The following is a 25,028-nucleotide window of genomic DNA, read 5'->3' as shown; positions in this document are numbered from 1 at the left end:
AAAAGGGCGCCGAAGCGCCCTTTGTTTTGACATATAGCTAGCGTGCTATTCCAGACCAAGCGCCACAAAGCGGGGCTCACCGCCGCGATGCACAAGCAGCAAGATCGACTTACGCCCAGCGTCTTCAGCTTCCTCAATCCGTGCATCCAGATCAGAAATCGACAGCAATGCCTGCTGGCTCGCCTCAACGATCAGATCACCGGGGCGCAAGCCTTTTTCGAACGCACTTGATGCTTCATCCACAGCGCTGACCACAAGACCGGTCGCTTCTGGATCAAGCCCCAACTCGTCACGCAATGCTTCCGTCACCGGCGTAACCGTCAGTCCGAGAATCTCTTTCTCAGTTGGTTCTTCCGGATCTTGTTGCGCAACCGCGGGCACGGCCGCTTCTGCTTCTTCACGACGCCCTAAAGTCACTTTAAGTGTCTGAGTTTTCCCGTCACGCAGGACCACAACGCGAACTGCTTTGCCCACTTCGGTGTTACCGACAGTACGAACCAACCCGCGGACATCTACCACATCTTGGCCGTCAAAACTCAGGATCACGTCATTTGCAAGAATGCCGGATTCCTTCGCGGGCCCTTCAGGTACGTTGGTGACGATCGCGCCATTTGTGCCTTCTAGCCCTTCAATGGTTTCCACCATGTCTTCAGAGATGTTTTGGATTTGAACACCCAACCAACCGCGGCGGGTTTCACCAAACTCTTGCAACTGGTCAATCACGCGCGTCACAACGTTTGACGCCATAGAGAACCCAATGCCGATTGAGCCGCCGTTTGGCGACAGGATCGCTGTGTTCACACCAATCACGTCACCATCCATGTTGAACAGCGGACCGCCTGAATTGCCTCGGTTGATCGCAGCATCCGTCTGGATGAAGTCGTCATAGTTACCGGAAAGCGCACGATTACGCTGGGACACGATCCCTGCAGAAACAGAGAAGCCTTGTCCCAGCGGGTTGCCGACAGCCAGAACCCAGTCGCCCACGCGCATTGCATCGCTATCGCCAAAGCTCACGAAAGGTAGCGGCTCTTCGCTTTCAACTTTCAGAAGCGCAATGTCGGTATTTGGGTCTTTGCCGACAACGGTCGCCGGAAGCATTTCGCCAGAGAAAAACTCTACTGTGATTTCATCAGCACCGTCGATCACGTGGTTGTTGGTGACAACATAGCCATCTTCAGAAATCACAAAACCAGACCCCAAGGCAGAGCTACGCCGTGGTCGCTCCCCTTCTCCTTGGCGATCTTGAAACTCGCGGAAGAAATCCTCAAACGGGCTGCCTTCGGGGACGACGCCGCGCGGCCCTGCGCGGCTGGCAACGGTGGTCGAGGTGGTGATGTTCACCACAGATGGGCTCACTTGGTCCGCGAGGTCCGCGAAACTATCGGGACGCGCCTGAGCGACGACCGCCTGCGCAACCAGCGCAACAATGGCAATAAATGAAAGCCACATCATTCGGATGTAGCCCGCCCGGTTGTCTTCGGACTTTGAAATTGGAACGGAAACGGCCTGTGGTTTCACTCCCTGAACTCCTTTATCTGGTCTTCGTTACGCACCTGCCCCCGAAACAGGTATCTTTGCTTAACATAGGTCAGCATTTAATTGTCACAACCAATTGCACGCCGGTTCAATTGCTTGTGAAAAGCTTGTTACAATTCTCTGGGACATCCTTGCACCCAAGATTGGTCACTAAATTTCCTCGTGCATCCTTAATTGAAAAGGTGTTCATTTATAATCACTTAGCAAAAAACTCAAGCAAATCACCGGTCAAGCAATTTAATTACCTAAAATGGAGAAAATATTAACTATTTGTGTTGTCAGATTTCAATAAATTGGCAAGTATCAATTCAATATTAACCGAATGGAGACGAGAAAAGCGCGAGTGAGTTCACCGTAGGGGGAGAAAACATGCACTCATGGTTCACACAAAAACTTAACGAAATGACCGGTCTGGCACATTATTGCCAATACCCGGTACTTAAAGCTCATTTCATCCTGGCTCAGAAAGCCGTTGACGAAATTTACGACAAACCTGCACATAATGGCGTTGGATTGGCGCAGCTTTTGCCATTGTTGGCAAGTGAGGCTGAAAACGACGGCCACTTTGAGGTCGCAGGCCACCTAAGAAATGCGATGAACGCGTTAAATGCTGATCAAGAAAAAGTCCTAGCAGTCGATTTCCGCACCCCCCGTAACCTTGGGGTAGCGCGGCTAGAAGAGAACGCGTCCTAGTAGACTAACGGCGTCATTGTTGAATGCAGAATGCGTTTCATTGATGCCCTTTCAACCAATGGGAAAACGCCTTTTAAAGGCGTCATCCCAGCACTCGGGCACTCACAACAAGACACAAACCGAGCGCCGCGCACAAAACGCCCAATTGGCGTTTTTGCCCCGCTGATAGCTCAGCCATAAGCTTTAGGATCTCTTCCATACGCGAAGGGGCCAGCGCGAACGCCAGCCCCTCAATGATCAGTACAAGCCCGAAGGCCCAGAAAATCGTTGCGATCACGACGCCCTACTGCGCGCCGAGATCAGACTTCAGATAGTTGAAGAATTCACTATCCGGAGACATGACCATGGTGGAGTTATTCTCCAGCAGCGCCGCGCGGTAGGCCGCGAGCGAGCGGTAGAATTCAAAGAACTCCTGATCAGAGCCGTAAGCATCCGCAAAGATTGCGTTCCGATTTGCGTCTGCTTCACCGCGAATGATCTCTGCCTGACGTTTTGCGTCAGACACCAGCTCAACAACTGTACGATCCGCTTGCGCACGAATACGCTGCGCCGCTTCTTGACCGCGGGCACGTTCGTCTGTCGCTTCACGTTCACGTTCTGCGCGCATACGAGCAAATGTTGCGTCAAGGTTTTCGCGTGGAAGGTCGGTGCGCTTCAAGCGCACGTCGATGACTTCAAGACCAAGCGCCTGTGCATCCCTGATCGCACCTGTCCGAATACGCAGCATCAACGCCGCACGGTCGGTGCTGAGGATGTCATTTGAGGCCACGGAACCTAGGATCTCACGGGTTTGAGACCGCAGGATCGAGTCCAAACGACGGCCTGCAACCGCAATCGCCTGATCGCCAGCCGCACCAGTCGCCTGACGGAACTGGTTCACGTCATCGATGCGGTAGCGCGCGAAGGCATCCACAACCAGACGACGGTCATCCAGCGGCGTAACTTCGATTGGGTCAAGGTCACGGCTCAGGATACGGTCATCATAACGCGCGACGTTTTGGATAAATGGCAATTTGAACGCCAGACCCGGCTCTTCTTTGATGTCAGCAACCGCACCAAACTGCAGAACCAGCACCTTTTCCCGTTCATCCACAATGAACAAGGAATTCAGCGCAACGAAGACTGCACCTACAAGTGCAATCAAGGCTAGGAGGGAACGTGTCATTGGTTTGCTCCTTTTCTGAGTTCGTTAATTGGCAGGTAAGGCACAACGCCTTGGCCACCGGTTTGCTCATCAATGATGACTTTATCCACGCGACCCAGCACCTCTTCCATTGTTTCAAGGTACAGACGCTTACGAGTCACTTCCGGTGCCTTCTGGTATTCTTGCAGAACCGCTTGGAAACGGCTTGCTTCACCTTCCGCCTGGTTCACCACTTCAGCGCGGTACGCTTCCGCTTCTTCCAAGGTCTGCGCCGCTTCACCACGCGCACCCGCCAGAACAGCGTTTGCATAAGCATCCGCTTCTTTCTGGGTCCGGTCACGTTCTTGTTCTGCCGCCTGAACGTCACGGAACGCGTCGATCACCTGTGTGGGAGGGTCGGCTTTGTCAAAGTTCACACGAACGATGTTCACACCAGAGTCATAGCTGTCCAACGTGAGCTGGATCAGATCCTGAAGGCGTTCACCGATAGATGCACGATCACGGTTCAAGATCGGCGCCAAATCGGATTGCGCGATAATCTCGCGCATCGCCGATTCAGATACCGCGCGGATCGACAGTTCTGGGTCACGCAGGTTGAACAGGAACTTCGCTGGATCGTTGATGTTCCAAACAACTTGGAAGTCGATATCCACGATGTTTTCGTCACCGGTCAGCATCAAGCCCGCATCAGAGCCACGTGCACCAACACCGATGTCTTCGGTTTGTTCGCGGGTCACCTGAATGACTTCGCGGGTCACAACCGGCCATGGGGCAAAGTTAAGACCCGGCTGGCCTGTGGAGGAATATTCACCCAAGAACAGCTCGACGGACTGTTCTTCCGGTTTCACGGTGTAAAAGCTCGACATGCCCCAAAGCACAACAGCCGCCACAACACCAAGGCCAATCGTGCCTTTGCCAAGGCTAGGACCTTGACCGCCAGAGCCGCCACGGCCACCGCCGGATTGACCGCCACCGCGACCGCCCATGAGGACGCGCAGCTGGTCTTGGCCCTTTTTCATCAGGTCATCAATGTCAGGAATCTGCGGGCCATCATCCTGCGGGCGTCGGCCGCCTCCGTTATTGCCGCGATTGCCACGGTTATCACCCCCCCCACCGCCGCTGTTTCCGCCGCCGCCCCAGGGGCCGCCGTTGTTACCAGCCATAAAGGTACATCCCTTTCGTCATACACTTATGCATCACTCTAACCTGTGTGATGCGTAAAGAAAATCAACCCGTACGGGTCGGAGTTTTCATTGTTACCAATTCTTCGGACATGGTCGGGTGAACGGCCACGGTCCGGTCGAAATCTTCTTTTGTTGCGCCCATTTTCACGGCAATCCCCGCCAGTTGGATCATTTCGCCCGCGCCCGGCGCGACGATATGACAACCCAGAACTTTACGTGTCGCCTGGCTTACAATCAATTTCATCAAAACACGCTCGGATCGACCAGCAAAGGCCTGTTGCATCGGTTTGAACGACGTAGAGTAAACCTCAATCGGCTCCTGCTCGCGCGCGTCTTCTTCTGAGAGACCAATCGTGCCCATTTCAGGCTGCGTAAAGATCGCAGTTGGGATCAATTCGTGATCTGGTTTGGTCGGATTGCCTTTAAAGACTGTCTCCACAAAGGCCATGCCTTCGCGGATCGCAACCGGTGTGAGGTTCGCGCGGTCAGTGACATCACCCACCGCATAGATCGAAGGCACAGCGGTTTGGCTATAGTCATCCACAACGATCTGACCTTTGCGGCCCAGCTCGACGCCAAGTTCCTCAAGCCCAAGGCCCTTAGAGTTCGGGGAGCGACCAGTCGCAAACATCACCTGATCAAACAGGTTTTCGTCACCATTTGTGGCTTTGACCCAAATCTTGTCGCCTTCTTTGCGCATCTCAAGGACATTGGTGCCCAAATGCAGATCAATGCCGCGCTGGCACATTTCCTCAGAAACGAGCCCACGCGCTTCATCATCAAAGCCCCGCAGGATTTGCGCACCGCGGTAATATTGAGTGGTCTTAACACCCAAGCCATTCATGATGCCTGCAAATTCGCTGGCAATGTAACCACCACCCACGATCAGAATGCTCTCTGGAAGCTTCTCCAGATGGAACATCTCATTCGACGTAATCGCATGCTCAATGCCGGGGATTTCCGGCAGGACCGGACGCCCGCCGGTGGCAATCAGAATGTGCTTCGCGGTTTTCTTGGTGCCATCAGACAGTTCAACCGTGTGGGCATCCGTAAGTGTGGCCCGGCTGTCGAACGTCTCGACTTTGTTGTTGCCCAGAATATTGCGATAAATGCCTTCCAGACGGTCCAGCTCGTTATGCATGGATGTCTTGAACTTATCCCAGTCAAACCCGCCCGGCTGAATATCCCAACCATAGTTCTGTGCGTCTTCCACCATGCCGGAATACTCGCTGGCAAAAACCATCAGCTTTTTCGGTACACAACCGCGGATCACACAGGTGCCGCCGTACCGGTCTTCTTCCGCCAAAGCGACTTTTGCGCCTTCTTGCGCCGCAACCCGTGCCGCGCGCACGCCACCGGAGCCACCACCGATGACAAATAGATCGTAATCAAAGCTCATGATTTTCCTCAGTCCGACAAATCAGCGAAGAGGTTTTCGCCTTCCACAAAGTCCAGCATATTCTCTTCTATCGTCCCTGCATTTATGTCGCGCACTTGGGCTTTTCCATCCCCATAGCCGATCACAACCGTGTCACAAATGTCGATGAACAGGCCATTTTCCACAACACCTGGCATTTGGTTCAGGATCATCGCGGTTTGGCGCGCGTCGCCAATGCGCTTGAGGTGCAGATCAAGAATGTGATTGCCTTCATCTGTCACGTAAGGGCTTTCGCCATTCATCCGCAGGGACGCAGAACGGCCCAAGACATCGAGAGAAACGAGGGTTTCTTCGATCAAAGCCTGCGTGGTCTGCCAGCCAAATGGGATCACTTCGACCGGCAAAGGAAAGGCACCCAATGTGTCCACTTCTTTGCTCGCGTCAGTGATGACGATCATCTGATCAGAAGCGGTTGCGACGATCTTTTCCTGCAACAGCGCCCCGCCACCGCCTTTGATCAAGTTAAGTTCAGCGTCAAACTCGTCAGCGCCGTCAATGGTGACGTCCAGCCACTTGGCCGCATCAAGGCTGACCACCTCAACACCCATCTCTTTTGCAAGGCTCGCGGTGCGGGTAGAAGTCGGCACACCGCGGATCTTAAGACCCTCTTCGCGCACGCGTTCCCCAAGGCAACGCACCATCCAAGCGGCGGTAGATCCGGTCCCCAAACCAACACGCATTCCGTCTTCGACAAACTCCACTGCCTTCTTGGCGGCAACAAATTTGGCCTTGTCGATCGGCGACAACTCTGTGGTCATGGGCGACTCCGTTTTTTGTACTTGCAGAGGTTATAGGCAAGATAACCGCCCCACGCGAGAGGCATTTGTGATCGGAATGTCTTGAGGCCTGCAAGAATGGTCGCAAATCGGGTGAAATTGCGAAATCACTTTGAACATACTTGAGGGACTTGATGAAGTTTCCTATAGGAAACTCAGCTGCCGATCCTTATATAGCAGTTAGGGAATTAATATGAGTGACATGTATCGCCTTCATTACGCACCCGACAATGCGTCTGTGATCATCCGGCTTGCGCTGCTTGAGCTGGACGTCCCGTTTGAGGACGTGTTGCTGGATCGCAGTAAGGGCGAACAGAGCCTACCGCCCTATCTAGAGATCAACCCTGCTGGCCTGATCCCTGCATTGGAAACAGATCAGGGCATTCTCTTTGAAACCGGCGCAATCTTGCTTTGGCTGACCGAGCGCCACGGGGCGTTGGCACCAAGCATGAATTCCGCAGAGCGAACAGGTTTCCTGAAATGGCTGTTTTACGTGGCCAACACATTTCACCCTAACCTTCGGATACACTTCTATCCGGGCAAGTATATCGCAGAGGGTCACGAAACTGCGCTGCGCGACGGCTGCCGTACCAATCTCACCCAGTCTTTAAAGTTGCTTAATGAAGCCGCTGGACAAGGTCATATTTGGCTGAACGGGCAAGACCCAAGCGTGGTTGATTTCTATCTAGCCGCCTGTCTGCGATGGGTAGCACTCTATACAAATGGCGGCACACCGTGGTTTTCGCTGTCCGATTGGCCGAACCTCTATGAGCTTTGCGCTAAGCTAGAGAAACGAAACTCGATTCAAAAAGCCAGTTGGATCGAAGGCTATAGCGAAAACCCTTTTACCGATCCGAAACCCATAACCCCACCAGTAGGGACCGCCACCTAATGTTTTTGTCAGTCTTTGATATGTTCAAAGTGGGCGTCGGCCCGTCATCGTCCCACACCATGGGCCCGATGGTGGCAGGCGCGCGGTTTCTGGACGCCATGCGCGCCAGCCCGTTTGAGTTCCACGGCCTTAGAGCCAGCTTGCATGGCTCGCTTGCATTTACAGGCGTGGGCCACGCAACTGACCGCGCCACTGTGCTGGGTCTCGCCGGTTTCAAACCGGAGACATATATACATGAAGACGCAGAAGCGGCTCTGGCAGAGATCCGCGACACCAAAACCGTCGCCCCCGAAGGCCTGCCGGTTTTGGTGTTTGATTCCAAAAATGATCTGAAGTTTGATTTCGGCCCCGCCCTGCCCGGTCACGCCAATGGTATGATCTTGATGGCAACGGACGCTCAAGGCGACGTCATATTACAAGAGACCTACTACTCCATCGGCGGCGGGTTTGTTGTGACCGCAGCAGAGTTGGAAGCTGGCCAAGACACTGATGATGGCGCGCCGGTCCCCTACCCATTCAAGTCAGCCAATGAAATGCTGCAAATGGCGCAGACATCAGGCAAGTCGATCGCCGCCATGAAGCGCGCCAACGAACATTCGCGTGGTGGGGCTGACAATATGGCCAAAGGCTGCGCGCGCATTTGGGACGTGATGAACGGCTGCATTGATCGGGGACTGGAGAACGAAGGGATCCTTCCGGGCGGCCTCAATGTGCGCCGCCGTGCGAAGGCAATCAATGACTCGCTTATGGCTGAGCGGGGTATGAACCTTGTCGCGCCACACACGATCAACGATTGGATCAGCGCCTACGCCATGGCGGTGAATGAAGAGAACGCAGCGGGCGGACAGGTGGTCACAGCACCAACCAACGGTGCTGCAGGCGTTTTGCCTGCCGTAATCCGCTATTGGCTGGATCACGTGCCCGGAGCCACATCCTCGAAAATCGAAGACTTCCTACTCACCGCGGCTGCAATCGGTGGCCTTGTAAAATACAACGCATCCATTTCTGGCGCAGAAGCGGGTTGCCAAGCAGAGGTGGGGTCTGCCTCAGCCATGGCTGCAGCTGGGCTTTGTGCGGTCATGGGTGGCACGCCAGAGCAAGTGGAAAATGCGGCGGAGATTGCTTTGGAACATCACCTCGGCATGACCTGCGACCCAATCAAAGGTTTGGTCCAAGTGCCCTGCATTGAAAGAAATGGCCTTGGGGCTATCAAAGCTGTGTCTGCAGCGAGCCTTGCCCTGCGTGGCGACGGGCAACACCTTGTGCCCCTTGATAGTGTCATCGAGACGATGCGACAGACCGGGGCTGACATGCACGAGAAGTATAAAGAGACCTCTCTGGGCGGTCTCGCGGTGAATGTTCCAAATTGCTAAAGCTTAGTTCGCAATCGGCGCGAAGATGCATGGATCGCTTGGCAAAAGAGGCTGTGTCGTACAAAGACCGCGCGCAACCGAGTAAGCACTCATGACACGAGGCACATAGTTTTTTGTCTCCGGGAACGGAGGCACGCCACCATGGTCACGCACAGCCCCTTCTCCGGCATTATATGCAGCCAAAGCTAAGATTGGGTCGCCATTATAGCGTTTGAGCAAAACATCCAGAAAAGCGACGCCACCCTTAATATTGTCGCTCGGCAGCGTGGCGTCGGCGACTTCAAATCGCTCAACCGTTACCGGCATCAATTGCATCAAACCCAGAGCACCTGCTTTACTCACTGCAGCGGGGTTGCCTGCTGACTCCGTATATATGACCGCCAGTGCAATTGCCGGCGAAACCTCTGTACCAATGGTTGCCAATAGAATGTCACGCCCATAGGCCGTCGCGATGTCTTGCATGGATTGAAGACGAGGCGGCGGCAGGGATTGTTTGCCATCTGGCGTAATCACGGCCTCAACCGCATCGGCCAAGCGTCCTGGATTTGGCGTTTCTGGTGATGCGTCGATGCTTGCCCAGAACCATTCATAAAGGGATTGCGCCGGAGTGGCTGTGTTCAACGTGTCGGCAGGAGGGATCAGAGGCTGAGTAACGCCCGGCGCAGGCGGCACGGCAGGATTCGCGCGTTCTTCGACCTGTACCTTGATGCGCTTGGTCTCGTCTTTGCTTGGCGGCTTCAGGCGCTTCGCTTGAAAATCTGGAAAGGGGGGTGGCTTTTTGGCAGCGGTTTCTGCATGCGTCGCAAAGGGAAACGCAATTAACAAGCCAAGAATCCCTGCGAGTTGCCTGATCTGCATTGAATGTCCGCTCCGATTTTCTGTTTTGAGCGTAGTTTGCCAAGATAATCACATCAGAACCAGAAAAACCGCGTGTCTTTAAGGTAAACAGCTGTCAAAAACTCACAACCCTAGCGGGAAATCGGTGCATTCCCAAAGGCGAAAAACATTAAACTCAAACTTTATTTATTTTTATTTCTATTATTTATCAATGACTTAAATAGCAAAACACAAGAAAAAGCACCCTACCCAAAAAGGCACCATTCGTGCCCAAATCGTGCCCCAATCAAAGGGCTATATATGCTCATACCAAGTCGGGAACAGGCCAAAGAGAGAGACGGCCAACAACGGACCTGAGGCGGTGAAACTGAAATTTACTGAGATCCTTTGGCGGGACACACAATGATCAAGTTCATCAAAAACTTCCGTAAAGACGAAAACGGCGCCGTAACAGTTGACTGGGTTGTTCTGACAGCCGCAGTTGTTGGTCTGGGTGTTGCAGCTTACTCTGCAATCGAAGGCGAAACAAACCAGCTGTCCGCAGACATTGCAGCGACAATTGCCGCAGAAAACGTAACTGCTGACGAAGTTATCGCAGCGGGTACAGCAGGCGGCTAATATACAGCCCCCTAGTTATGCTTATGGGGCCGTGCCGTTCTCGGCGCGGCCCTTTCTTGTTTACCGTCTACGGACTTGCGCTTGAAAGCGTGCGTGTATGATTTTTGGGCTGAGAGGGAGCGCAGATGTTTCAAAAAATTAAAACCTTTGTCCATAACGAAAATGGTGCAGTAACAGTCGACTGGGTCGTGTTGACGGCAGGCATCGTAGGACTTTGTGTTGCCGCTTATTCGTCCATTGAACGAGAAACCAATCAATTATCTGCAGATGTATCTGCAACTGTTGCAGATTGGGACGTTACCACAACACAGCTGACAGCCAGCGATGGCACGTCTGGCGGCTAACTTCGACGCCTAGGGAACTGAGTATACCGTCCCTCAATTGTCAGAAAAAAGTCGGTTGTGGACCGCTATTTTGCCGCAGTTCTCTGCAATCTTGAGATCGAAGTATCGCGGCGCTTTGCCGCCGAAAAAAACAATCTGAGGTGACACCATGCGTGGTTTGTTTGCAGTCGTATTATTGGTTGGGCTCGGCCTTGCGGGCTTCGCTGTCCACATGGCGCAGAGCTATGTGAATAAATACCAATCCGCATTGGCACAGGAACGCCAGTCGCGCGTTCCTCCGATCGAGCTGACAGAAATTTATGTCGCCTCCGAAAAGTTGAACTACGGCGACAAGCTGTTGCCGGAGAAAGTCAAACTCGTCAAATGGCCGAAAGAATCTCTGCCAAATGGCTGGTATGCGGACTCAGATATCCTTTTCAAAAACAACAACTCTAACCCGCGTCACATCTTGCGTCCTATCGAGGATGGCGAACCAATCTTGCAGGTTAAGATTACAAAACCTGGTGAAGCGGCGGGCTTGACCACACGTCTTGAAAAAGGCATGCGCGCCTTTGCAATTCGTGTAGATGTCGCCAGCGGAGTATCAGGCTTCTTGCGGCCGGGCGACCACGTAGATGTGTACTGGACCGGTTCTGTTGAAGCGATCAGCGAAGACGGAAGCCGAGACTTCACGAAGCTCATCCAAGCCGGTGTTAAACTGATTGCGGTTGACCAAAAGGCAGACCTAGAAGGAGTGGACGGTAACGTTGCGCGCACAGTGACTGTTTCTGTCAAACCGGAACAGGTTGCCGCATTGGCCCAAGCACAGAACTCGGGGAAACTCTCTTTGGCGCTTGTTGGGTCACAAGATGACACTATCGCAGAAACCATTGAAGTCGACCAAGACAAGCTTCTAGGCATCGAGCGCGCCGAGAAAAAAGTTGTTCAAGTGCGTGAAGCCGAGCGGACGTGTACCATCCGCACACGCCGAGGTGCCGATGTGGTTGAAATCCCAATTCCGTGCTCAAATTGAGCCTAATCAAACGCTTAGAAATGCGCCCTTGCCGAAGGGCGCATTTTTTGTTGGGCAAGGTGTTGCCCCTGCCCCACATGCAAAACCACGTGGAAGCCATTGATTCTTGCAAAAAAATGCGAACTAGCGCACATTGGCTTCAATGCGGACGAAAAGAACCGCGAATTGAGGCGTGATCGGAGAGGCAGGTCACATGACATATCGGAACTTCCTAAAGGCGGCCCTGCTTGGGGTAACCGTCGCAGTAACACCCATTTTAGGCAGCCATTTGGTTGCCGAAACCCTTCGCGTGGTGCGCAATGGCACTGATGCGAGACTTGGGGTCCCAATGAACCGAGCGGTTGTCGTAGAAAGCGACACACCGTTCGCCGAACTCAGTATTGCCAACCCGGCAATCGCTGACATTTCCAGTCTTTCAGACCGTACCATCTATGTGTTGGGCAAGTCACCAGGGGCGACAACCTTGACCTTGCTCGATGCATCGGGCCGATTGATCACCAATGTGGAAGTCCGTGTGTCCGCAGATGTCACAGAGTTCAAAGAGCGCCTGAAACAGATCTTGCCTGGTGAGAAGATCGAAGTGCGCACTGCAAATGATGGCATCGTTCTCTCTGGCACCGCCAGCAGCCCACAGAAAATGCAACGCGCGCTTGATCTAGCAGCACGTTACGCGCCTGAACGAGTGTCTAACCTCATGACTGTCGGCGGTGTGCAGCAAGTTATGTTGAAAGTCCGCTTCGCAGAGATGCAACGTAACGTTTCCAAAGCGCTCAGCGCATCATTGAACGGTACAATTGATGGAAACGGTCTCAGCACCGGCACGTTCCTGTCTGCAGGTAACGCCCAGGCGCTGATCGATGGTGATCCAATTGCAGTATCTCCAGGTACACTTGGAGCCTTTAATTTTGGCATCAATTCCGGTGCGGTTAACTTGAGCGTCCTGCTGGAAGCCCTGGAATCTCGAGGCATGACACGCTCTTTGGCGGAACCAAACTTGATTGCCCTGTCGGGACAACAGGCAACCTTCCACGCCGGTGGCGAGTACCCAGTACCGGTTGCCCAAGAAGACAGCACGATTACCGTTGAATTCAAGCCGTTCGGTGTAAGCCTGCAGTTTGTTCCGCGCGTGGTCGATGGCGATTTGATCAATCTTGAGCTAAATACGGAAGTATCCGGCATCGACGCGGCGAACGGGTTTACCAATGGTAACTTCACAATTTCCGCCTTCACGTCACGCAAAGCCTCCACAACAGTAGAACTGCGCGATGGCCAAAGCTTTGCAATTGCTGGTCTTTTGGAAGACGACTTCCGAGACGTAAACGCACAGGTCCCTTGGCTTGGCGATATCCCAGTATTGGGCGCCTTATTTCGCAGTGCCGATTACAACCGCTCTCAATCAGAGCTGGTGATCGTCATTACCGCGCATCTTGTTAGCCCAACACGCGGTGAAGCGATTGCATTACCAACAGATCGCGTAATGCCGCCATCTGAAAAAGATTTGTTCTTGTTTGGCGAGATTTCCAAAGGCAACCGCCCCCAAAAGGGCGCTGCGGGCGAAGTGGCAAAACAAGACTTTAGTGGCTCTTACGGCTACGTCTTGGATTAAGAGAGGATAAGGGAATGAAAAAAATCGTTTTGATTTCAACCGCTCTCTTCGGATTGGCCGCATGTGACGATCCTAACGCAACTTTCCCCAACTTTTTTCAGGAAGCGGGCGCCATCACTGACGTGCACGGCACCTTTGGAGCAGCGACGACCAACAATATCGCGATCCAAAACGGGGATCGCAGCTACACAATTAGTCTGGCGCGCCGCTTTGCTGACGAAGTACCAAGCACTGTAACCTTTGCGTTCAACTCAGCGGCGCTGGATGACACGGCGAGAAACACGTTGCGCACCCAAGCCGGCTGGATCGCTCAGTTCCCGGAAGTGCGCTTTAAAGTTTATGGCCACACGGATGCGGTGGGTTCCAATGCTTACAACAAGCGTCTGGGTTTGCGCCGGGCGCGTGCAGCGGTTTCCTATTTGGTCAGTCAGGGAATTGACCGGTCGCGACTAGAAGCCGTTGTGTCCTTCGGCGAGACACAGCCAATTATCGTGACCGAGGGCCGCGAACGCCGCAACCGCCGCACAGTGACTGAAGTTACAGGTTTTGTGGATGGTCATCCAAATATCTTGGACGGAAAATACGCCGCGGTGATTTACCGCGAGTATATCGCGAGCGCTGTGCCAATTCCGACAGGCGCAATACCATCGATCTCTCAGAGCGAATAAGACAACGGTAAAAATAAACCGACTACCAAACTTTGGCCCGCAATTTGCGGGCCATTTGTTGTTAAAGCAGGTTTTTTCGATTGTCTCCAATTCGGCAATAACCGCCCATTTGCCTTCTAAAAGTCGCACGATACCGCACAATTTCGGTTTTTTAGCCCCAATCTTGCCCTGTTTGCCCATCACAAATCTTCCAACGGGATGAGTGTGCTCGGCGTGAGTCGAGTGTGATTTCCGGGAATTGGCCGATACGAGCCGATCTTGGGACATCGTCTAAGGAAGTAAGGCATGACGAGTAGTGAAATGACAAATTCTGATCCGAACGCGATCCTGGCCTGCACGGTCTGTCGCGATGTGCAGAATTTTGACCTGCTGATTGTCGACATGGAAGAAGTCATGGGCGAACAGTGGGGCGATCTTGGATTTGAGGACGCGCTGCAATTTTTTGAACAAACGGAAGCGAAAGATCTCGAATTCATCGCGCTGGCGATTGATGATCTTGACGAAGATGACCCGGAAGTTCTGAAAAAGATCGTCATCGCAGCAAAGGAAAAGGGTATCAAAACCCTCTTGATTGCAGAAGACGTGACCCCTTCCCTGCTCCATCAATTGCTGCGCATGGGGGCGGATGAGTTTATCCCCTACCCGCCGCCCTCCGGCGAATTGCTCCAAGTCGTTGATATGATGCGTAGCGAGCCTGATCTTGATTTGCCCGCGCCAACTCCGAAAGTTGAAACTGAGGCAGCACCGGCCGCCCCGGTTTCTTTAAATGCGGGTGCGCAGCACCATGGTGTCATTATTGCTTCCCACGGTTTAGGTGGCGGCACAGGGACAACCACCCTGGCCGTAAACCTTGCTTGGGAACTGGCCACGGTCGCGAAAGACAAATCCCCCTCAGTCTGCCTGATCGATCTGGACCTGCAGTTTGGCTCTACATCCACTTTCCTAGATCTTCCGCGCAAAGACGCTGTGTTCGAGCTGCTGCAAGACACCGAAAGCATGGACAGCGAAAGCTTTGGCCAGGCGCTTCAAAAATTCGATGATAAACTGAACGTGCTGACGGCACCGCCGGACATGCTGCCATTGGACATGGTCGGACCAGAAGACATCGAGCGCTTGCTTGATATGGCAAGCCGTCACTTTGATTTTGTCGTGATCGATATGCCAAAAACGATCGTTCAATGGACAGAGACGGTTCTGAACAAGTCTCATGTGTACTTCGCGACCCTTGAAATCGACATGCGTTCGGCACAGAACGCAATGCGGATGAAGCGCGCGCTTCAGGCAGAAGATCTGCCGTTTGAAAAATTGCGCTACGTGCTGAACCGCGCGCCGAAATTTACTGATCTCAGCGGCAAGTCCCGCGTCAAGCGCATGGCGGAAAGCCTGGATATCGCGATTGACGTTCTTCTCCCCGATGGCGGCCGCCCAGTCATGCAAGCCAGCGACCACGGCCAGCCATTGGCTCAGCTCGCAGCAAAGAACCCACTACGTAAAGAAATCGCAAAGCTCGCAAAATCCTTGTTTGAGCTTGATGAGGACAACAGCCAGGCGGCTTAAGGAATTGACGGATGTTTAGCAGATACAAAAAAGACACCCAGGCAAAACCAGTTCAAGCGGCCCCAAAAACCGCGCCTGTCCAGGAAGCGGATGCTGGACAAGATCCAGCGGAGTTGGAACGTGCAGTTCTGCGCAAACCGATCCCAAAAGCAAAGGCAAAAGCAGAGGCGAGTGATAAAGAACGCAAACGCAAAGAGCGTTTGGGTGAGATCAAACTGGAACTTCACCGCGAATTGCTCGACAACTTGAATCTGGCTGCGCTGGAAAAGGCGACAGAGAACGATTTGCGTAGTGAAATCAATGCGATTTCCACGGAAGTCTTGCAAGAACGGTCGATCGTTCTAAACCGCCAGGAACGTTCTGGTCTGTTCCAAGAACTCTACAACGAAGTCACCGGCCTCGGTCCGCTGGAAACATTGCTGCAAGATGACACCGTGAACGACATCTTGGTGAACGGTCCGCAGCAGATTTTTGTGGAACGCTCCGGTAAGCTCGAGCTAACAGACATCACCTTTAAAGATGAAAAGCACCTGTTGCGGATCATCGACAAGATCGTATCGGCCGTTGGTCGTCGTGTTGATGAATCAAACCCCTATGTGGACGCTCGTCTCGCTGATGGCTCTCGTTTCAACGCGATGGTCCCGCCAATCGCGGTTGATGGCTCACTGGTTTCCATTCGTAAGTTTAAGAAAGACAAGCTGGGTATTGATGACCTGGTGAACTTTGGTGCGTTCTCTGAGGAGATGGCCGCGTATCTGCAGGCCGCCGTCGCGACCCGCCTGAACGTGATCGTTTCAGGTGGTACGGGTTCTGGTAAAACGACAACGCTGAACGCGCTTTCGTCTTTCATCGACAACTCTGAACGTATCCTCACCATCGAGGATACGGCGGAACTTCAGCTTCAGCAGACCCATGTGGGCCGCATGGAAAGCCGCCCACCAAACGTGGAAGGCAAAGGCGAAGTTTCCCCGCGCGACTGTCTGAAAAACGCGCTGCGTATGCGTCCTGACCGCATCATCGTGGGTGAGACCCGCGGCGAGGAAGTGATCGACATGCTGCAAGCGATGAACACCGGTCACGACGGTTCGATGACCACAATCCACGCGAACTCTGCACGCGATGGTGTATCGCGTCTTGAGAACATGATCGCGATGGCCGGTATCGAAATGCCGATCAAAGCCGTTCGCTCGCAGATTTCATCTGCGGTGAACCTGATCGTACAGGCCTCTCGTCTGCAAGACGGTTCTCGTCGCATGACATCCATCACCGAAATCACCGGCATGGAAGGAGATGTGATCTCTATGCAAGAGGTCTTCCGCTTCCAGCGCACAGGCTTGACGCCTGAGAATAAAATCATCGGTCATTTTACAGCGACCGGTGTACGCAGCCACTTCTCTGAACGTTTCCGCATGTGGGGCTATGACCTGCCTGCGCATATCTATGAACCGAGTGCAGGATAAAAGCCATGAGCACAGAACTTCTGATATATGGTCTAATTTTCGCGGCCGTCCTTGTTTTAGTAGAGGGCGCGTATCTAACGGTCTTCGGGAAATCCATCAGCCTGAATAACAAGGTCAGCCGCCGTCTTGAAATGCTGGACAAAGGTGCGGCACGGCAAGATGTCTTAGAACAGTTGCGCAAAGAAATGGCGCAGCACTCAAAGTCTCGCTCCATTCCGCTATATTCCTTGCTCGCAGAAAAAGCGCAGAAGGCAGCCATTGCCTTTAGCCCGCAGCAATTGATCATGATGATGGTTGTGCTAAGTGGCGTTGCCTTTGTCGGTATGACCATCGGCACGCAGGCAGGCATGCTCACCAACGTGCTCATGTCTGCAGCAGTGGGTATTGGCGCGGTCTATACATGGGTCAGCATGAAGGCCGGCAAACGTGTATCCATGATCGAAGAGCAATTGCCGGATGCCATCGAATTGATGGTCCGCAGTCTGCGCGTCGGTCACCCGTTCTCGTCAGCGATCCAGATCGTTGCGAAGGAAACACCTGATCCATTGGCGACAGAATTCGGCGTAATCGCAGACGAATCCGCTTACGGTCGCGATGTGGGCGAAGCTCTTAAAGACATGGCAGAACGTCTGGACATGCAGGACATGCGTTTCTTGGCGGTGGCAGTCACCATCCAACAACAATCCGGTGGTAACTTGGCTGAGATCCTCGCGGGTCTGTCAAAAGTGATCCGCGCTCGTTTCCGCCTGTTCCGTCGTGTGAAAGCGATTACGGCGGAGGCGAAATGGTCAGGTAAATTCCTGTCTGGCTTCCCGGTTGCAGCATTGATTTTCATCAATTTGAGCGACCCTCACTATTACGACGAAGTGAAAACGCACCCTTGGTTTGTCATGGGCTGCATTGCGGTTGGCTTATTTCTGGCAGCCAACCTGATCGTCATGCGCATTCTCACAAATATCAAAGTGTAAGGACACCCAATGCCTATTTTCGATACACTTACAAATCTGATGACAAACGCCCTTGGTCCCTTCGGACCCGTAATCATCGTTGGTGCCCTGGGTATTGTGACAGTCGCAATGGCAATCGCCATGATAATGCGTGACAAAAACGACCCCCTCGCCAAATTGGGTAAAGCGGGCCGTGAAGGCACGACCAATGACTCAAAAAAGGCCAAAGCCAACAAAGAAGCTTTGCGCCGCGCTTCCAACAATGAGAAGCTTGAAAAATACAAAGGGTTCCTTGAACCTCAAAACGAGGAAGAACTTTCCTCGATGCAGCTCAAACTGATGCAAGCTGGCTACCAGTCTCGCGATGCGGTGCGCGCATTTTACCTTGCGCAGGTTGGTTTTGGCGTGCTCGGCCTGATCATTGGGGTCGCGTATTTCACGCTGGCACTCGATCCGGAAACCGCAACAACCAAAGACATGCTGCAATGGGTCCTTGGCCCCGGTGCTGCCGGTTACTTCCTGCCAAAATACTGGATCACACGCCGTGTTGACAGCCGCAAGGAAGAGATCACCAACGGCTTCCCTGACAGCCTTGATATGATGCTCGTATGTGTGGAAGCGGGCCAATCTCTGGACCAAGCCATCATCCGTGTTGCAAAAGAACTGCGCGCCAGCTTCCCAACCTTGGCAGACGAATATGAAATCGTCGCCCACGAGATGAAAGCCGGTAAAGACAAATCAACCGTTTTGACCGATATGGGAGAACGTTGCGGCGTGACCGACGTGTCAAGCTTTGTGACCGTGATGAACCAATCCACTACCTTTGGTACGCCAATTGCCGACGCGCTTCGGGTTTATTCGGCCGAAATGCGCGACAAGCGTGTCATGCGCGCAGAGGAAGCGGCAAACAAGTTGCCAACCAAGATGACTCTTGCCACTATGATGCTGACGGTTCCGCCACTTCTTTTGATCTTGGTTTCCCCGTCCGTGGTGAACATTACACAGATCTCGCAGTAGGCAACGTGAAACAACTCAATCGGCTGATGTCAAAACTAGTTCTGATTTTCGGTCTTGCATTGGCCGCCTGTACCACGGGCGGCCTTGGCACATCTAAAGACAGCCCTTTTGCGCCAAGCGTAGACTCAAAAAAAGACGCCGTAGATCAAATACTTGTCGGCCATCGTCTGATGGATGCCGGAGAATATGAGCTCGCATTGGATGCTTATACACGCGCTGCAGCCAAAGAAGGCCTTACCGCGGAAATCCTATCAAACATCGGCAGCGCGAACCTGCGTTTGGGTCGTTTGGGACAAGCAGAATCCAATCTGCGTGACGCGATCGAGAAGAACGAATTCAGTCCAGAAATCTTAAACAACCTCGGCGTCATTCTGATCGAGCGAGACAAAACAGCGGAAGCCGTCCAGTATCTGCGCAGGGCGTTCGCACTGGACAATGGCGAAAGTGACGCAATTCGCGACAATTTGCGCTTGGCACTCGCAAAATTTGAAAATCCTGATTATGATGCCTCTCAATTAGAACAAGAATTCAAATTGGTGCGCCGGGGCGGAGCTGACTATCTCCTTCAAAGCACACCATAGAGACGAGCAGCAAAAGGACGCATAAAATGCGCCAGTCTATTCTAATGGGTATGGGGCTCGCCGCAGCGGTAGTGCTGGCGGGCTGTCAAAAAGCAGGCGAAGCAGAAGTAGATCGTGCTCTTGAAGCGGTGAACGCAATCGATGGGGCGGACCTATCGGACGTGATGCTCACCGCAGCGGATCCAAATGAAGCGGTCGCTTATTTCTCACGAACATTATCCGAAAACCCGGATCGCATTGATATTCAACGGGGCCTTGCCACGTCTCTGGTGCGCGCAAAACGATATGATGAATCCGTCACCGCTTGGAAACGTGTTGTGAAACACCCAGATAGCCGACTTGATGATCAGGTTGATCTAGCCGACGCACTGATCCGCACTGGCGATTGGGAACAAGCGGATAAAACGCTGGATGCGATCCCGCCGACTCACGAGACATTCAAACGCTATCGCCTAGAAGCCGTGGTCGCGGACTCCGCCAAGGAGTGGAAGAAGGCCGACAGTTTCTACGAAACCGCGATCGGTCTGACCACGCGACCAGCCGGCGTCCTGAACAACTGGGGCTATTCAAAACTCACCCGCGGCGATTTCTCTGATGCAGAGCGCCTGTTTGGGCAGGCCATCCGCGAAGACACAGGATTGTTCACCGCGAAAAATAACCTTGTTCTGGCCCGCGCCGCGCAACGGAATTATTCATTGCCAGTGGTCCCAATGGAGCAAACCGAGCGGGCGCAGCTTTTGCACACCCTCGCGCTCTCAGCGATCAAACAGGGCGATGTCGAAATCGGCAAAGCGCTTCTGCGTGAAGCCATCGACACGCACCCGCAGCATTTTGAGACAGCAGTACGTAGTCTTCGGGCCCTGGAAGCAAGCTAATGCAAATCACCCTGACTGAGGCGCTTTGGTTCCTACCCTTTGTCGCACCGATCTGTCTTTACGTCGCCTGGACCGACATGAAGATGATGAAGATCACCAATAAAGCGGTGATGGTTTTATTTCTCGTCTTCGCTGTCGTCGGCGTATTTGCATTGCCATTTGAAACGTATCTCTGGCGCTATCTACATCTTATTGTGATCCTTCTGGTTGGGATCGTGCTGAATGCAGGCGGCCTTGTTGGCGCGGGTGATGCGAAATTTGCAGCAGCTGCAGCGCCATTCATTCCGCTTGGAGACGCCACGCAGCTTGCGGTTATTTTTGCGAGCACGCTGATTGCGGCTTGGGTGACTCATAAGCTCGCCAAACATAGCCCTGTGCGACGCATGGTGCCGGAATGGGAAAGCTGGGACCAGAAGAAAGACTTCCCCATGGGGCTCGCGCTGGGTGGCACATTGTTGATTTATCTTCTGTTGGGGGCGCTAAGCTAAGCGCTTAGGGCGCACCCCAATACCTTTCCCTCGCCCAATTCCTGCCATGTTCATCGCGATGATAAAGCGCGGATTACTACGCGTTTGATCAAAGGTCATGCCATGAATATGCCGCTTGAAACCGCCGCTAGCACGGTGATTGCCCCCCCTGCCCCAAAACGGCTGGAGGACATGAAACTGCCCATCGTGATGATGCGGGATATTCTGCTGAAAACCATGTTCCGCAAGAATGTGGATATGGTCAGCGACGTGGCGCGGGCGATTTGCTTGCCCACAGCGGTGACGCAAGAACTGATCGACATGGCGCGCGAACAGAAGTTTCTGGAAGCCACCGGTACATTGAATGCCAACTCTGGCAATGAAATGGGCTATCAGCTGACCGACGCTGGCAAAACCCGTGCCCAAGACGCTTTGGCGCAGTCCGAATACTATGGCGCGATGCCAGTGCCGCTGGCGGTCTATGGCGAACAAATCAAACGTCAATCCATCCGCAATATTCAGATTTCCCGTCAGCAGTTGACCGATGCCATGGGGCATTTGATCCTGCCTGACAGCTTGCTCGACCACCTTGGCCCGGCGGTAAGTGCCGGTCGGTCTATCCTGATGTATGGTCCTCCGGGCAACGGCAAATCCTCGATCTCAAACGGCATTCGCGACGCGATGGGTGACAAGGTCTATGTGCCCCGTGCGATTGAATATGCCGGTCAGGTGATTACGGTTTATGACCCGATTGTGCATTCCAAAGCAGAAGCGGAAGTGGATGACCCAAACAGCCTGCGCCGCAAACGCAGCTTTGACAGCCGTTATGTGCGCTGTGACCGCCCTACGGTCATCACCGGCGGTGAACTGACGCTGGATATGCTGGACCTGGTCTACAACCCTACAGCACGTACCTATCAGGCACCGCTGCAGCTTAAGGCCGCTGGCGGTATCTTCATCGTGGACGACTTGGGTCGTCAGCAAGAACCACCACAGGCGCTGGTGAACCGTTGGATTGTTCCATTGGAAGAAAGCCGCGATATCCTCGCGCTACAATCTGGTGAGAAGTTTGAAACCCCGTTTGATACGTTGGTGGTCTTCTCGACCAACTTCCACCCGAATGAGATTTTTGACCAAGCGGCCCTGCGCCGGATCTTCTTTAAAATCAAGATTGACGGTCCGAACCAAGAAGACTTCCTGAAAATCTTCGCGCTGGTCGCGCGCAAGAAGGGTGTGCCGCTGGATGAAACGGCACTGGTGCATCTTCTGCAGAAGAAATACCCGACGATCGACAATATTTATGCAAACTACCAGCCGGTTTTCTTGATCGATCAGATGATCTCGATCTGTGAGTTTGAGGGCATCCCTTACCAGATGACCCCAGACCTAATTGACCGTGCTTGGGCGAATATGTTTGTGAAAGACGAGATGATCGTCAAATAAGCACACAGGAACCGTCGCGCGCGTTGCAACAACGCGCGTTTTAGGCCATCAGAAGCGGATGAGCCTACGTTACAAAGCCCTCTCCGTTCATTTGCTGACCGCCTCCGGCGCGGTCTTTGCCATGCTGGCCATGCTCGCTGCTGTAGATGGCGAGTGGAGCCTCATGTTTTTGTGGTTGGTTGTGGCCTTTGCCGTGGACGGGATCGATGGTCCTTTAGCCCGGCGATACGACGTTAAAACCCATGCGTCGGAGTTTGATGGGGCACTGCTCGACCTAATCATCGACTACCTCACCTATGTGTTCATTCCCGCATTTGCCTTGTTTAAATCGGGTCTGATGGACGGCTGGACCGGTTGGTTTGCGATTATCATCATCACTTTTGCGTCTGCCATGTATTTCGCAGATATACGCATGAAAACAAAAGACAATTCCTTCTCAGGTTTCCCTGGATGCTGGAACATGTTGGTCTTGGTCATCTTCGCGCTCGAGCCAAATTTCTGGGTCAGTCTGGCCTTGGTTTCGACGCTGGCCATCGCGATGTTCTTACCCCTTCGCTTTATCCATCCGGTACGTACAGAGCGCTGGCGTCGCGTGTCGCTTCCGATGGCCCTGGCTTGGACGTTCTTTGCCGGCTGGGCCGCATGGGTGGATTTTCATCCCGAAAGCTGGGCCCACTGGGGGCTGGTCGTGACCTCAATCTACTTGCTGCTGATCGGGATCGTGCAACAAATCCTGCCGGATCGCACCACAGAGCTCGACACCCTGTAGCGCAATCCATGCCATTTTATTGGTCAAAGGACATCAGAGATCTCTAGCTCTGAACCTTGAAAGGTAAAGCGGTCTCCGGCGTGCAATCCCGCTATGGCTTCATAGATCGGGCTTCCGGTGGAGATGCCCATGTAAGTGGTTCCAATCACGTCAAAACGCGCGGTTGCCACGCAGACAACAAAATGCCGGTTGTTAAAGCTGACCGCCGCGCCGGGCCTCACATAATCCGTCAGCGAGAAATCGGTGTTTTCTATTGCGTCGACTTTCGCGTGGTGTGCCTGCACAGGTGCATCAAAAGCAGCTGCAAGATCGCGGCTTTCGCGGGATGCGACCTGATCATCCGTATCATGAAGATCATGATCTCCGGTTTGGGACTGGCTCAAATGGGCCTCATAATGCGTCATGGCCACCGCCAATTCGCCCTCTTCCGAAGCCATCAGTCGGTCGTGAATGGCCTTTTTCAGTGCCGCGCGATCTGTCATGCGAATGTCCTTTCTCAGCAATACGCATGTCAACCTGACAGGTTCACCAGATCACCGCTTTGATCAATGTCAGATCAGAAAGCCGCCCGCCCCTTCATGGCGCAACAGGGCCACTTTGGTTTCAACCCCGCCTGCCCCGCTAAACCCCGTCAGCTTACCGCCCGCCCCCATCACGCGGTGGCAAGGGATGATGATCGGAATAGGATTGGCACCGCAAGCACCGCCAACAGGTTGGGCTGACACGCCAAGCGTCTTGGCAATATCGCCATAGGTGCAGGTTTCGCCATAGGGGATTTTGAGCATCTCGTCACATACGGCCCGCTGAAATTCAGACCCTTTGACATTGAGCGGCAGGTCAAACACCTGCAGCTCGCTAGCAAAGTAGGCCGCAAGTTGCGTGACGGTTTGATCCAAAAGCGCAGTATGCGCAGACTCCTTTTCCGCCCATCTCAGGCTGGTGATGGCTCCGTCCTCTTCAAAGACAGTCAACGCGCCCACAGGGCTATGGAAACATGCACTTAGCATCACTCAAACCGCCAATCCCTGATTGCCCGGTTTTGGGGTAAACAAAAGCAAGAGCCCAAAGGCAATCATCCCAAAACCAGACGCGCGCTGGAACCAGTGCAGTCGCCTTGAGGCAGCACGCGCGGCAAACCGACCGATACCGGCGTAGATCAAAAGAGCCGCAATTTCCATTAGCAGGAACAGACTGCCCAAGATCAAATAGCTTTGTGTGTAGTTTTCAACGACCACAAATTGCGGGAAAAAGGCTGCAAAGACCAAGATCGCTTTTGGGTTACCAAAGGCGACCAGCATTTCACTGCGAAAAGCCGAGCGAAATTCAAGCGGACGCGGCGCCAGCTCTGAGATGTCCGCCGACGCCGATGACCGTAGTAGCGCTACGCCCAGCCAAACCAGATAGGCCGCACCGAAAATCTTAACCGCTGTAAACACCATGGCCGACGCGGACAGGATCACACCAAGCCCGATCGCAGAAATTGCTATCATCGGTGCAAAGGCCAAAATGCGCCCCATCCCTGCCCTGAGGGCAAATCCCGTGCCGGCCTGAGTGCCGTGTGTCATGGCCAATAGGTTATTCGGCCCAAAGGCCAAATTAATCGCGAAACACGCTGGGATATAGATCGCAAGATCAATCATTTTAGTTGCTTCCCCTAGCCCACATTGGACCAACCATCAGACAGAAACAGAAATAACGCACTGAGCCAAGGCACTTTTTCCGGCTCAAAATTCAAACAGGCCATTCAGAACAGACTGAAACCTAGCTTTAACATAATTATGGTAAGTT

27 protein-coding genes are annotated in these 25,028 nt (G+C 53.4%); 17 read left to right on the top strand and 10 right to left on the bottom strand.

The genetic code is table 11. The annotated features are described in order from the left end of the window. Nucleotides 1–45 precede the first annotated feature (45 nt). On the bottom strand, nt 46–1,521 hold the full coding sequence (locus tag TA5113_RS05240; RefSeq protein WP_058315308.1) for a Do family serine endopeptidase: 1,476 nt from the start codon (nt 1,519–1,521) through the stop codon (nt 46–48). A gap of 387 nt (nt 1,522–1,908) precedes the next feature. Between TA5113_RS05240 and TA5113_RS05235 the strand changes: the two genes are divergently transcribed. After that, entirely contained in the window at nt 1,909–2,232 is a 324-nt protein-coding gene (locus tag TA5113_RS05235) for a hypothetical protein (RefSeq protein WP_058315307.1), read from the top strand. Nucleotides 2,233–2,314: 82 nt separating this feature from the next. Here the strand turns inward: TA5113_RS05235 and TA5113_RS05230 are convergent, their stop codons facing one another. The 5 genes from TA5113_RS05230 to rpiA form a co-directional block, all read right to left on the bottom strand. Beyond that, the gene (locus tag TA5113_RS05230) at nt 2,315–2,509 is read right to left on the bottom strand and encodes a DUF2065 domain-containing protein (protein ID WP_245627166.1); all 195 of its coding nucleotides are present in this window, start codon (nt 2,507–2,509) and stop codon (nt 2,315–2,317) included. A gap of 6 nt (nt 2,510–2,515) precedes the next feature. Beyond that, nucleotides 2,516–3,397, bottom strand: a complete 882-nt coding sequence (gene hflC / locus TA5113_RS05225) for a protease modulator HflC (RefSeq protein WP_058315306.1) — start codon at nt 3,395–3,397, stop codon at nt 2,516–2,518. Further along, nucleotides 3,394–4,539: an FtsH protease activity modulator HflK gene (gene hflK, locus TA5113_RS05220; RefSeq protein ID WP_058315305.1), complete on the bottom strand. Its 1,146-nt coding sequence runs from the start codon at nt 4,537–4,539 to the stop codon at nt 3,394–3,396. The genes hflC and hflK overlap by 4 nt, the downstream gene beginning before the upstream one ends. Before the next feature lie 64 nt (nt 4,540–4,603). Beyond that, nucleotides 4,604–5,959: a glutathione-disulfide reductase gene (gor, locus tag TA5113_RS05215; protein ID WP_058315304.1), complete on the bottom strand. Its 1,356-nt coding sequence runs from the start codon at nt 5,957–5,959 to the stop codon at nt 4,604–4,606. 8 nt (nt 5,960–5,967) lie between these two features. Continuing rightward, the gene (gene rpiA, locus TA5113_RS05210; RefSeq protein WP_058315303.1) at nt 5,968–6,756 is read right to left on the bottom strand and encodes a ribose-5-phosphate isomerase RpiA; all 789 of its coding nucleotides are present in this window, start codon (nt 6,754–6,756) and stop codon (nt 5,968–5,970) included. Nucleotides 6,757–6,967: 211 nt separating this feature from the next. Between rpiA and TA5113_RS05205 the strand changes: the two genes are divergently transcribed. Then, the gene (locus TA5113_RS05205) at nt 6,968–7,666 is read left to right on the top strand and encodes a glutathione S-transferase family protein (RefSeq protein WP_058315302.1); all 699 of its coding nucleotides are present in this window, start codon (nt 6,968–6,970) and stop codon (nt 7,664–7,666) included. Continuing rightward, nucleotides 7,666–9,039 carry an L-serine ammonia-lyase gene (locus TA5113_RS05200; protein ID WP_058315301.1) on the top strand — a complete coding sequence of 458 codons (1,374 nt, stop codon included), beginning with the start codon at nt 7,666–7,668 and terminating at the stop codon, nt 9,037–9,039. The genes TA5113_RS05205 and TA5113_RS05200 overlap by 1 nt, the downstream gene beginning before the upstream one ends. 3 nt (nt 9,040–9,042) lie before the next feature. Here TA5113_RS05200 and TA5113_RS05195 read toward each other — a convergent pair whose 3' ends face one another. Continuing rightward, the gene (locus TA5113_RS05195; protein WP_245627165.1) at nt 9,043–9,864 is read right to left on the bottom strand and encodes a lytic transglycosylase domain-containing protein; all 822 of its coding nucleotides are present in this window, start codon (nt 9,862–9,864) and stop codon (nt 9,043–9,045) included. Nucleotides 9,865–10,278: 414 nt separating this feature from the next. Between TA5113_RS05195 and TA5113_RS05190 the strand changes: the two genes are divergently transcribed. From TA5113_RS05190 to TA5113_RS05125, 14 genes are all read left to right on the top strand, one after another. Next, nucleotides 10,279–10,494, top strand: a complete 216-nt coding sequence (locus TA5113_RS05190; protein ID WP_058315299.1) for a hypothetical protein — start codon at nt 10,279–10,281, stop codon at nt 10,492–10,494. A 125-nt stretch (nt 10,495–10,619) separates the two neighbouring features. Then, entirely contained in the window at nt 10,620–10,838 is a 219-nt protein-coding gene (locus tag TA5113_RS05185; RefSeq protein ID WP_058315298.1) for a hypothetical protein, read from the top strand. Between the two features lie 148 nt (nt 10,839–10,986). Beyond that, nucleotides 10,987–11,850, top strand: coding sequence for a Flp pilus assembly protein CpaB (gene cpaB / locus TA5113_RS05180; RefSeq protein WP_058315297.1), 864 nt, complete (start codon nt 10,987–10,989; stop codon nt 11,848–11,850). 193 nt (nt 11,851–12,043) lie between these two features. Then, the gene (locus TA5113_RS05175) at nt 12,044–13,456 is read left to right on the top strand and encodes a type II and III secretion system protein family protein (protein ID WP_058315296.1); all 1,413 of its coding nucleotides are present in this window, start codon (nt 12,044–12,046) and stop codon (nt 13,454–13,456) included. Nucleotides 13,457–13,470: 14 nt separating this feature from the next. Beyond that, nucleotides 13,471–14,124, top strand: a complete 654-nt coding sequence (locus TA5113_RS05170; protein WP_058315295.1) for an OmpA family protein — start codon at nt 13,471–13,473, stop codon at nt 14,122–14,124. A 285-nt stretch (nt 14,125–14,409) separates the two neighbouring features. Next, nucleotides 14,410–15,681, top strand: a complete 1,272-nt coding sequence (locus tag TA5113_RS05165; RefSeq protein WP_058315294.1) for a CpaE/TadZ family protein — start codon at nt 14,410–14,412, stop codon at nt 15,679–15,681. An 11-nt stretch (nt 15,682–15,692) separates the two neighbouring features. Continuing rightward, the gene (locus TA5113_RS05160; RefSeq protein WP_058315293.1) at nt 15,693–17,141 is read left to right on the top strand and encodes a TadA family conjugal transfer-associated ATPase; all 1,449 of its coding nucleotides are present in this window, start codon (nt 15,693–15,695) and stop codon (nt 17,139–17,141) included. 5 nt (nt 17,142–17,146) lie between these two features. Beyond that, nucleotides 17,147–18,109 (top strand): type II secretion system F family protein, encoded by a 963-nt coding sequence (locus TA5113_RS05155; protein WP_058315292.1) that lies wholly within the window; start codon nt 17,147–17,149, stop codon nt 18,107–18,109. A 9-nt stretch (nt 18,110–18,118) separates the two neighbouring features. Beyond that, nucleotides 18,119–19,105 (top strand): type II secretion system F family protein, encoded by a 987-nt coding sequence (locus TA5113_RS05150; RefSeq protein WP_058315291.1) that lies wholly within the window; start codon nt 18,119–18,121, stop codon nt 19,103–19,105. A 26-nt stretch (nt 19,106–19,131) separates the two neighbouring features. Continuing rightward, on the top strand, nt 19,132–19,686 hold the full coding sequence (locus tag TA5113_RS05145; protein WP_058315290.1) for a tetratricopeptide repeat protein: 555 nt from the start codon (nt 19,132–19,134) through the stop codon (nt 19,684–19,686). A 26-nt stretch (nt 19,687–19,712) separates the two neighbouring features. After that, entirely contained in the window at nt 19,713–20,561 is an 849-nt protein-coding gene (locus TA5113_RS05140) for a tetratricopeptide repeat protein (RefSeq protein ID WP_058315289.1), read from the top strand. Then, nucleotides 20,561–21,049: a prepilin peptidase gene (locus TA5113_RS05135; protein WP_058315288.1), complete on the top strand. Its 489-nt coding sequence runs from the start codon at nt 20,561–20,563 to the stop codon at nt 21,047–21,049. Before TA5113_RS05140 ends, TA5113_RS05135 begins: the two co-directional genes overlap by 1 nt. Before the next feature lie 102 nt (nt 21,050–21,151). Continuing rightward, nucleotides 21,152–22,471: a DUF8689 domain-containing protein gene (locus TA5113_RS05130; RefSeq protein WP_058315287.1), complete on the top strand. Its 1,320-nt coding sequence runs from the start codon at nt 21,152–21,154 to the stop codon at nt 22,469–22,471. A gap of 58 nt (nt 22,472–22,529) precedes the next feature. Then, nucleotides 22,530–23,240 (top strand): CDP-alcohol phosphatidyltransferase family protein, encoded by a 711-nt coding sequence (locus tag TA5113_RS05125; RefSeq protein ID WP_058315286.1) that lies wholly within the window; start codon nt 22,530–22,532, stop codon nt 23,238–23,240. A gap of 23 nt (nt 23,241–23,263) precedes the next feature. On the opposite strand, the gene TA5113_RS05120 is transcribed toward TA5113_RS05125, so the two are convergent. From TA5113_RS05120 to TA5113_RS05110, 3 genes are all read right to left on the bottom strand, one after another. Continuing rightward, complete coding sequence (locus TA5113_RS05120) at nt 23,264–23,722, bottom strand: hypothetical protein (protein ID WP_058315285.1); 459 nt, start codon at nt 23,720–23,722, stop codon at nt 23,264–23,266. Between the two features lie 69 nt (nt 23,723–23,791). Next, nucleotides 23,792–24,247 (bottom strand): methylated-DNA--[protein]-cysteine S-methyltransferase, encoded by a 456-nt coding sequence (locus tag TA5113_RS05115; RefSeq protein ID WP_058316634.1) that lies wholly within the window; start codon nt 24,245–24,247, stop codon nt 23,792–23,794. Nucleotides 24,248–24,250: 3 nt separating this feature from the next. Then, on the bottom strand, nt 24,251–24,880 hold the full coding sequence (locus TA5113_RS05110; RefSeq protein ID WP_058315283.1) for a LysE family translocator: 630 nt from the start codon (nt 24,878–24,880) through the stop codon (nt 24,251–24,253). Nucleotides 24,881–25,028 lie beyond the last annotated feature (148 nt).

Source organism: Cognatishimia activa, from assembly GCF_001458335.1.
Lineage (GTDB): Bacteria > Pseudomonadota > Alphaproteobacteria > Rhodobacterales > Rhodobacteraceae > Cognatishimia > Cognatishimia activa.
Note: the sequence above shows the minus strand (reverse complement) of the source record. Positions and strands in the feature narration are given on the sequence as shown.

What these genes read in the sequence shown, in the direction of transcription:
- TA5113_RS05235 (WP_058315307.1), top strand. Translation starts at nt 1,909, where the DNA reads ATGCACTCATGGTTCACACAAAAACTTAACGAAATGACCGGTCTGGCA.
- hflC (WP_058315306.1), bottom strand. Translation starts at nt 3,397, where the DNA reads ATGACACGTTCCCTCCTAGCCTTGATTGCACTTGTAGGTGCAGTCTTC.
- hflK (WP_058315305.1), bottom strand. Translation starts at nt 4,539, where the DNA reads ATGGCTGGTAACAACGGCGGCCCCTGGGGCGGCGGCGGAAACAGCGGC.
- gor (WP_058315304.1), bottom strand. Translation starts at nt 5,959, where the DNA reads ATGAGCTTTGATTACGATCTATTTGTCATCGGTGGTGGCTCCGGTGGC.
- rpiA (WP_058315303.1), bottom strand. Translation starts at nt 6,756, where the DNA reads ATGACCACAGAGTTGTCGCCGATCGACAAGGCCAAATTTGTTGCCGCC.
- TA5113_RS05205 (WP_058315302.1), top strand. Translation starts at nt 6,968, where the DNA reads ATGAGTGACATGTATCGCCTTCATTACGCACCCGACAATGCGTCTGTG.
- TA5113_RS05200 (WP_058315301.1), top strand. Translation starts at nt 7,666, where the DNA reads ATGTTTTTGTCAGTCTTTGATATGTTCAAAGTGGGCGTCGGCCCGTCA.
- TA5113_RS05190 (WP_058315299.1), top strand. Translation starts at nt 10,279, where the DNA reads ATGATCAAGTTCATCAAAAACTTCCGTAAAGACGAAAACGGCGCCGTA.
- TA5113_RS05185 (WP_058315298.1), top strand. Translation starts at nt 10,620, where the DNA reads ATGTTTCAAAAAATTAAAACCTTTGTCCATAACGAAAATGGTGCAGTA.
- cpaB (WP_058315297.1), top strand. Translation starts at nt 10,987, where the DNA reads ATGCGTGGTTTGTTTGCAGTCGTATTATTGGTTGGGCTCGGCCTTGCG.
- TA5113_RS05175 (WP_058315296.1), top strand. Translation starts at nt 12,044, where the DNA reads ATGACATATCGGAACTTCCTAAAGGCGGCCCTGCTTGGGGTAACCGTC.
- TA5113_RS05170 (WP_058315295.1), top strand. Translation starts at nt 13,471, where the DNA reads ATGAAAAAAATCGTTTTGATTTCAACCGCTCTCTTCGGATTGGCCGCA.
- TA5113_RS05165 (WP_058315294.1), top strand. Translation starts at nt 14,410, where the DNA reads ATGACGAGTAGTGAAATGACAAATTCTGATCCGAACGCGATCCTGGCC.
- TA5113_RS05160 (WP_058315293.1), top strand. Translation starts at nt 15,693, where the DNA reads ATGTTTAGCAGATACAAAAAAGACACCCAGGCAAAACCAGTTCAAGCG.
- TA5113_RS05155 (WP_058315292.1), top strand. Translation starts at nt 17,147, where the DNA reads ATGAGCACAGAACTTCTGATATATGGTCTAATTTTCGCGGCCGTCCTT.
- TA5113_RS05150 (WP_058315291.1), top strand. Translation starts at nt 18,119, where the DNA reads ATGCCTATTTTCGATACACTTACAAATCTGATGACAAACGCCCTTGGT.
- TA5113_RS05145 (WP_058315290.1), top strand. Translation starts at nt 19,132, where the DNA reads ATGTCAAAACTAGTTCTGATTTTCGGTCTTGCATTGGCCGCCTGTACC.
- TA5113_RS05140 (WP_058315289.1), top strand. Translation starts at nt 19,713, where the DNA reads ATGCGCCAGTCTATTCTAATGGGTATGGGGCTCGCCGCAGCGGTAGTG.
- TA5113_RS05135 (WP_058315288.1), top strand. Translation starts at nt 20,561, where the DNA reads ATGCAAATCACCCTGACTGAGGCGCTTTGGTTCCTACCCTTTGTCGCA.
- TA5113_RS05130 (WP_058315287.1), top strand. Translation starts at nt 21,152, where the DNA reads ATGAATATGCCGCTTGAAACCGCCGCTAGCACGGTGATTGCCCCCCCT.
- TA5113_RS05125 (WP_058315286.1), top strand. Translation starts at nt 22,530, where the DNA reads ATGAGCCTACGTTACAAAGCCCTCTCCGTTCATTTGCTGACCGCCTCC.
- TA5113_RS05120 (WP_058315285.1), bottom strand. Translation starts at nt 23,722, where the DNA reads ATGACAGATCGCGCGGCACTGAAAAAGGCCATTCACGACCGACTGATG.
- TA5113_RS05115 (WP_058316634.1), bottom strand. Translation starts at nt 24,247, where the DNA reads ATGCTAAGTGCATGTTTCCATAGCCCTGTGGGCGCGTTGACTGTCTTT.
- TA5113_RS05110 (WP_058315283.1), bottom strand. Translation starts at nt 24,880, where the DNA reads ATGATTGATCTTGCGATCTATATCCCAGCGTGTTTCGCGATTAATTTG.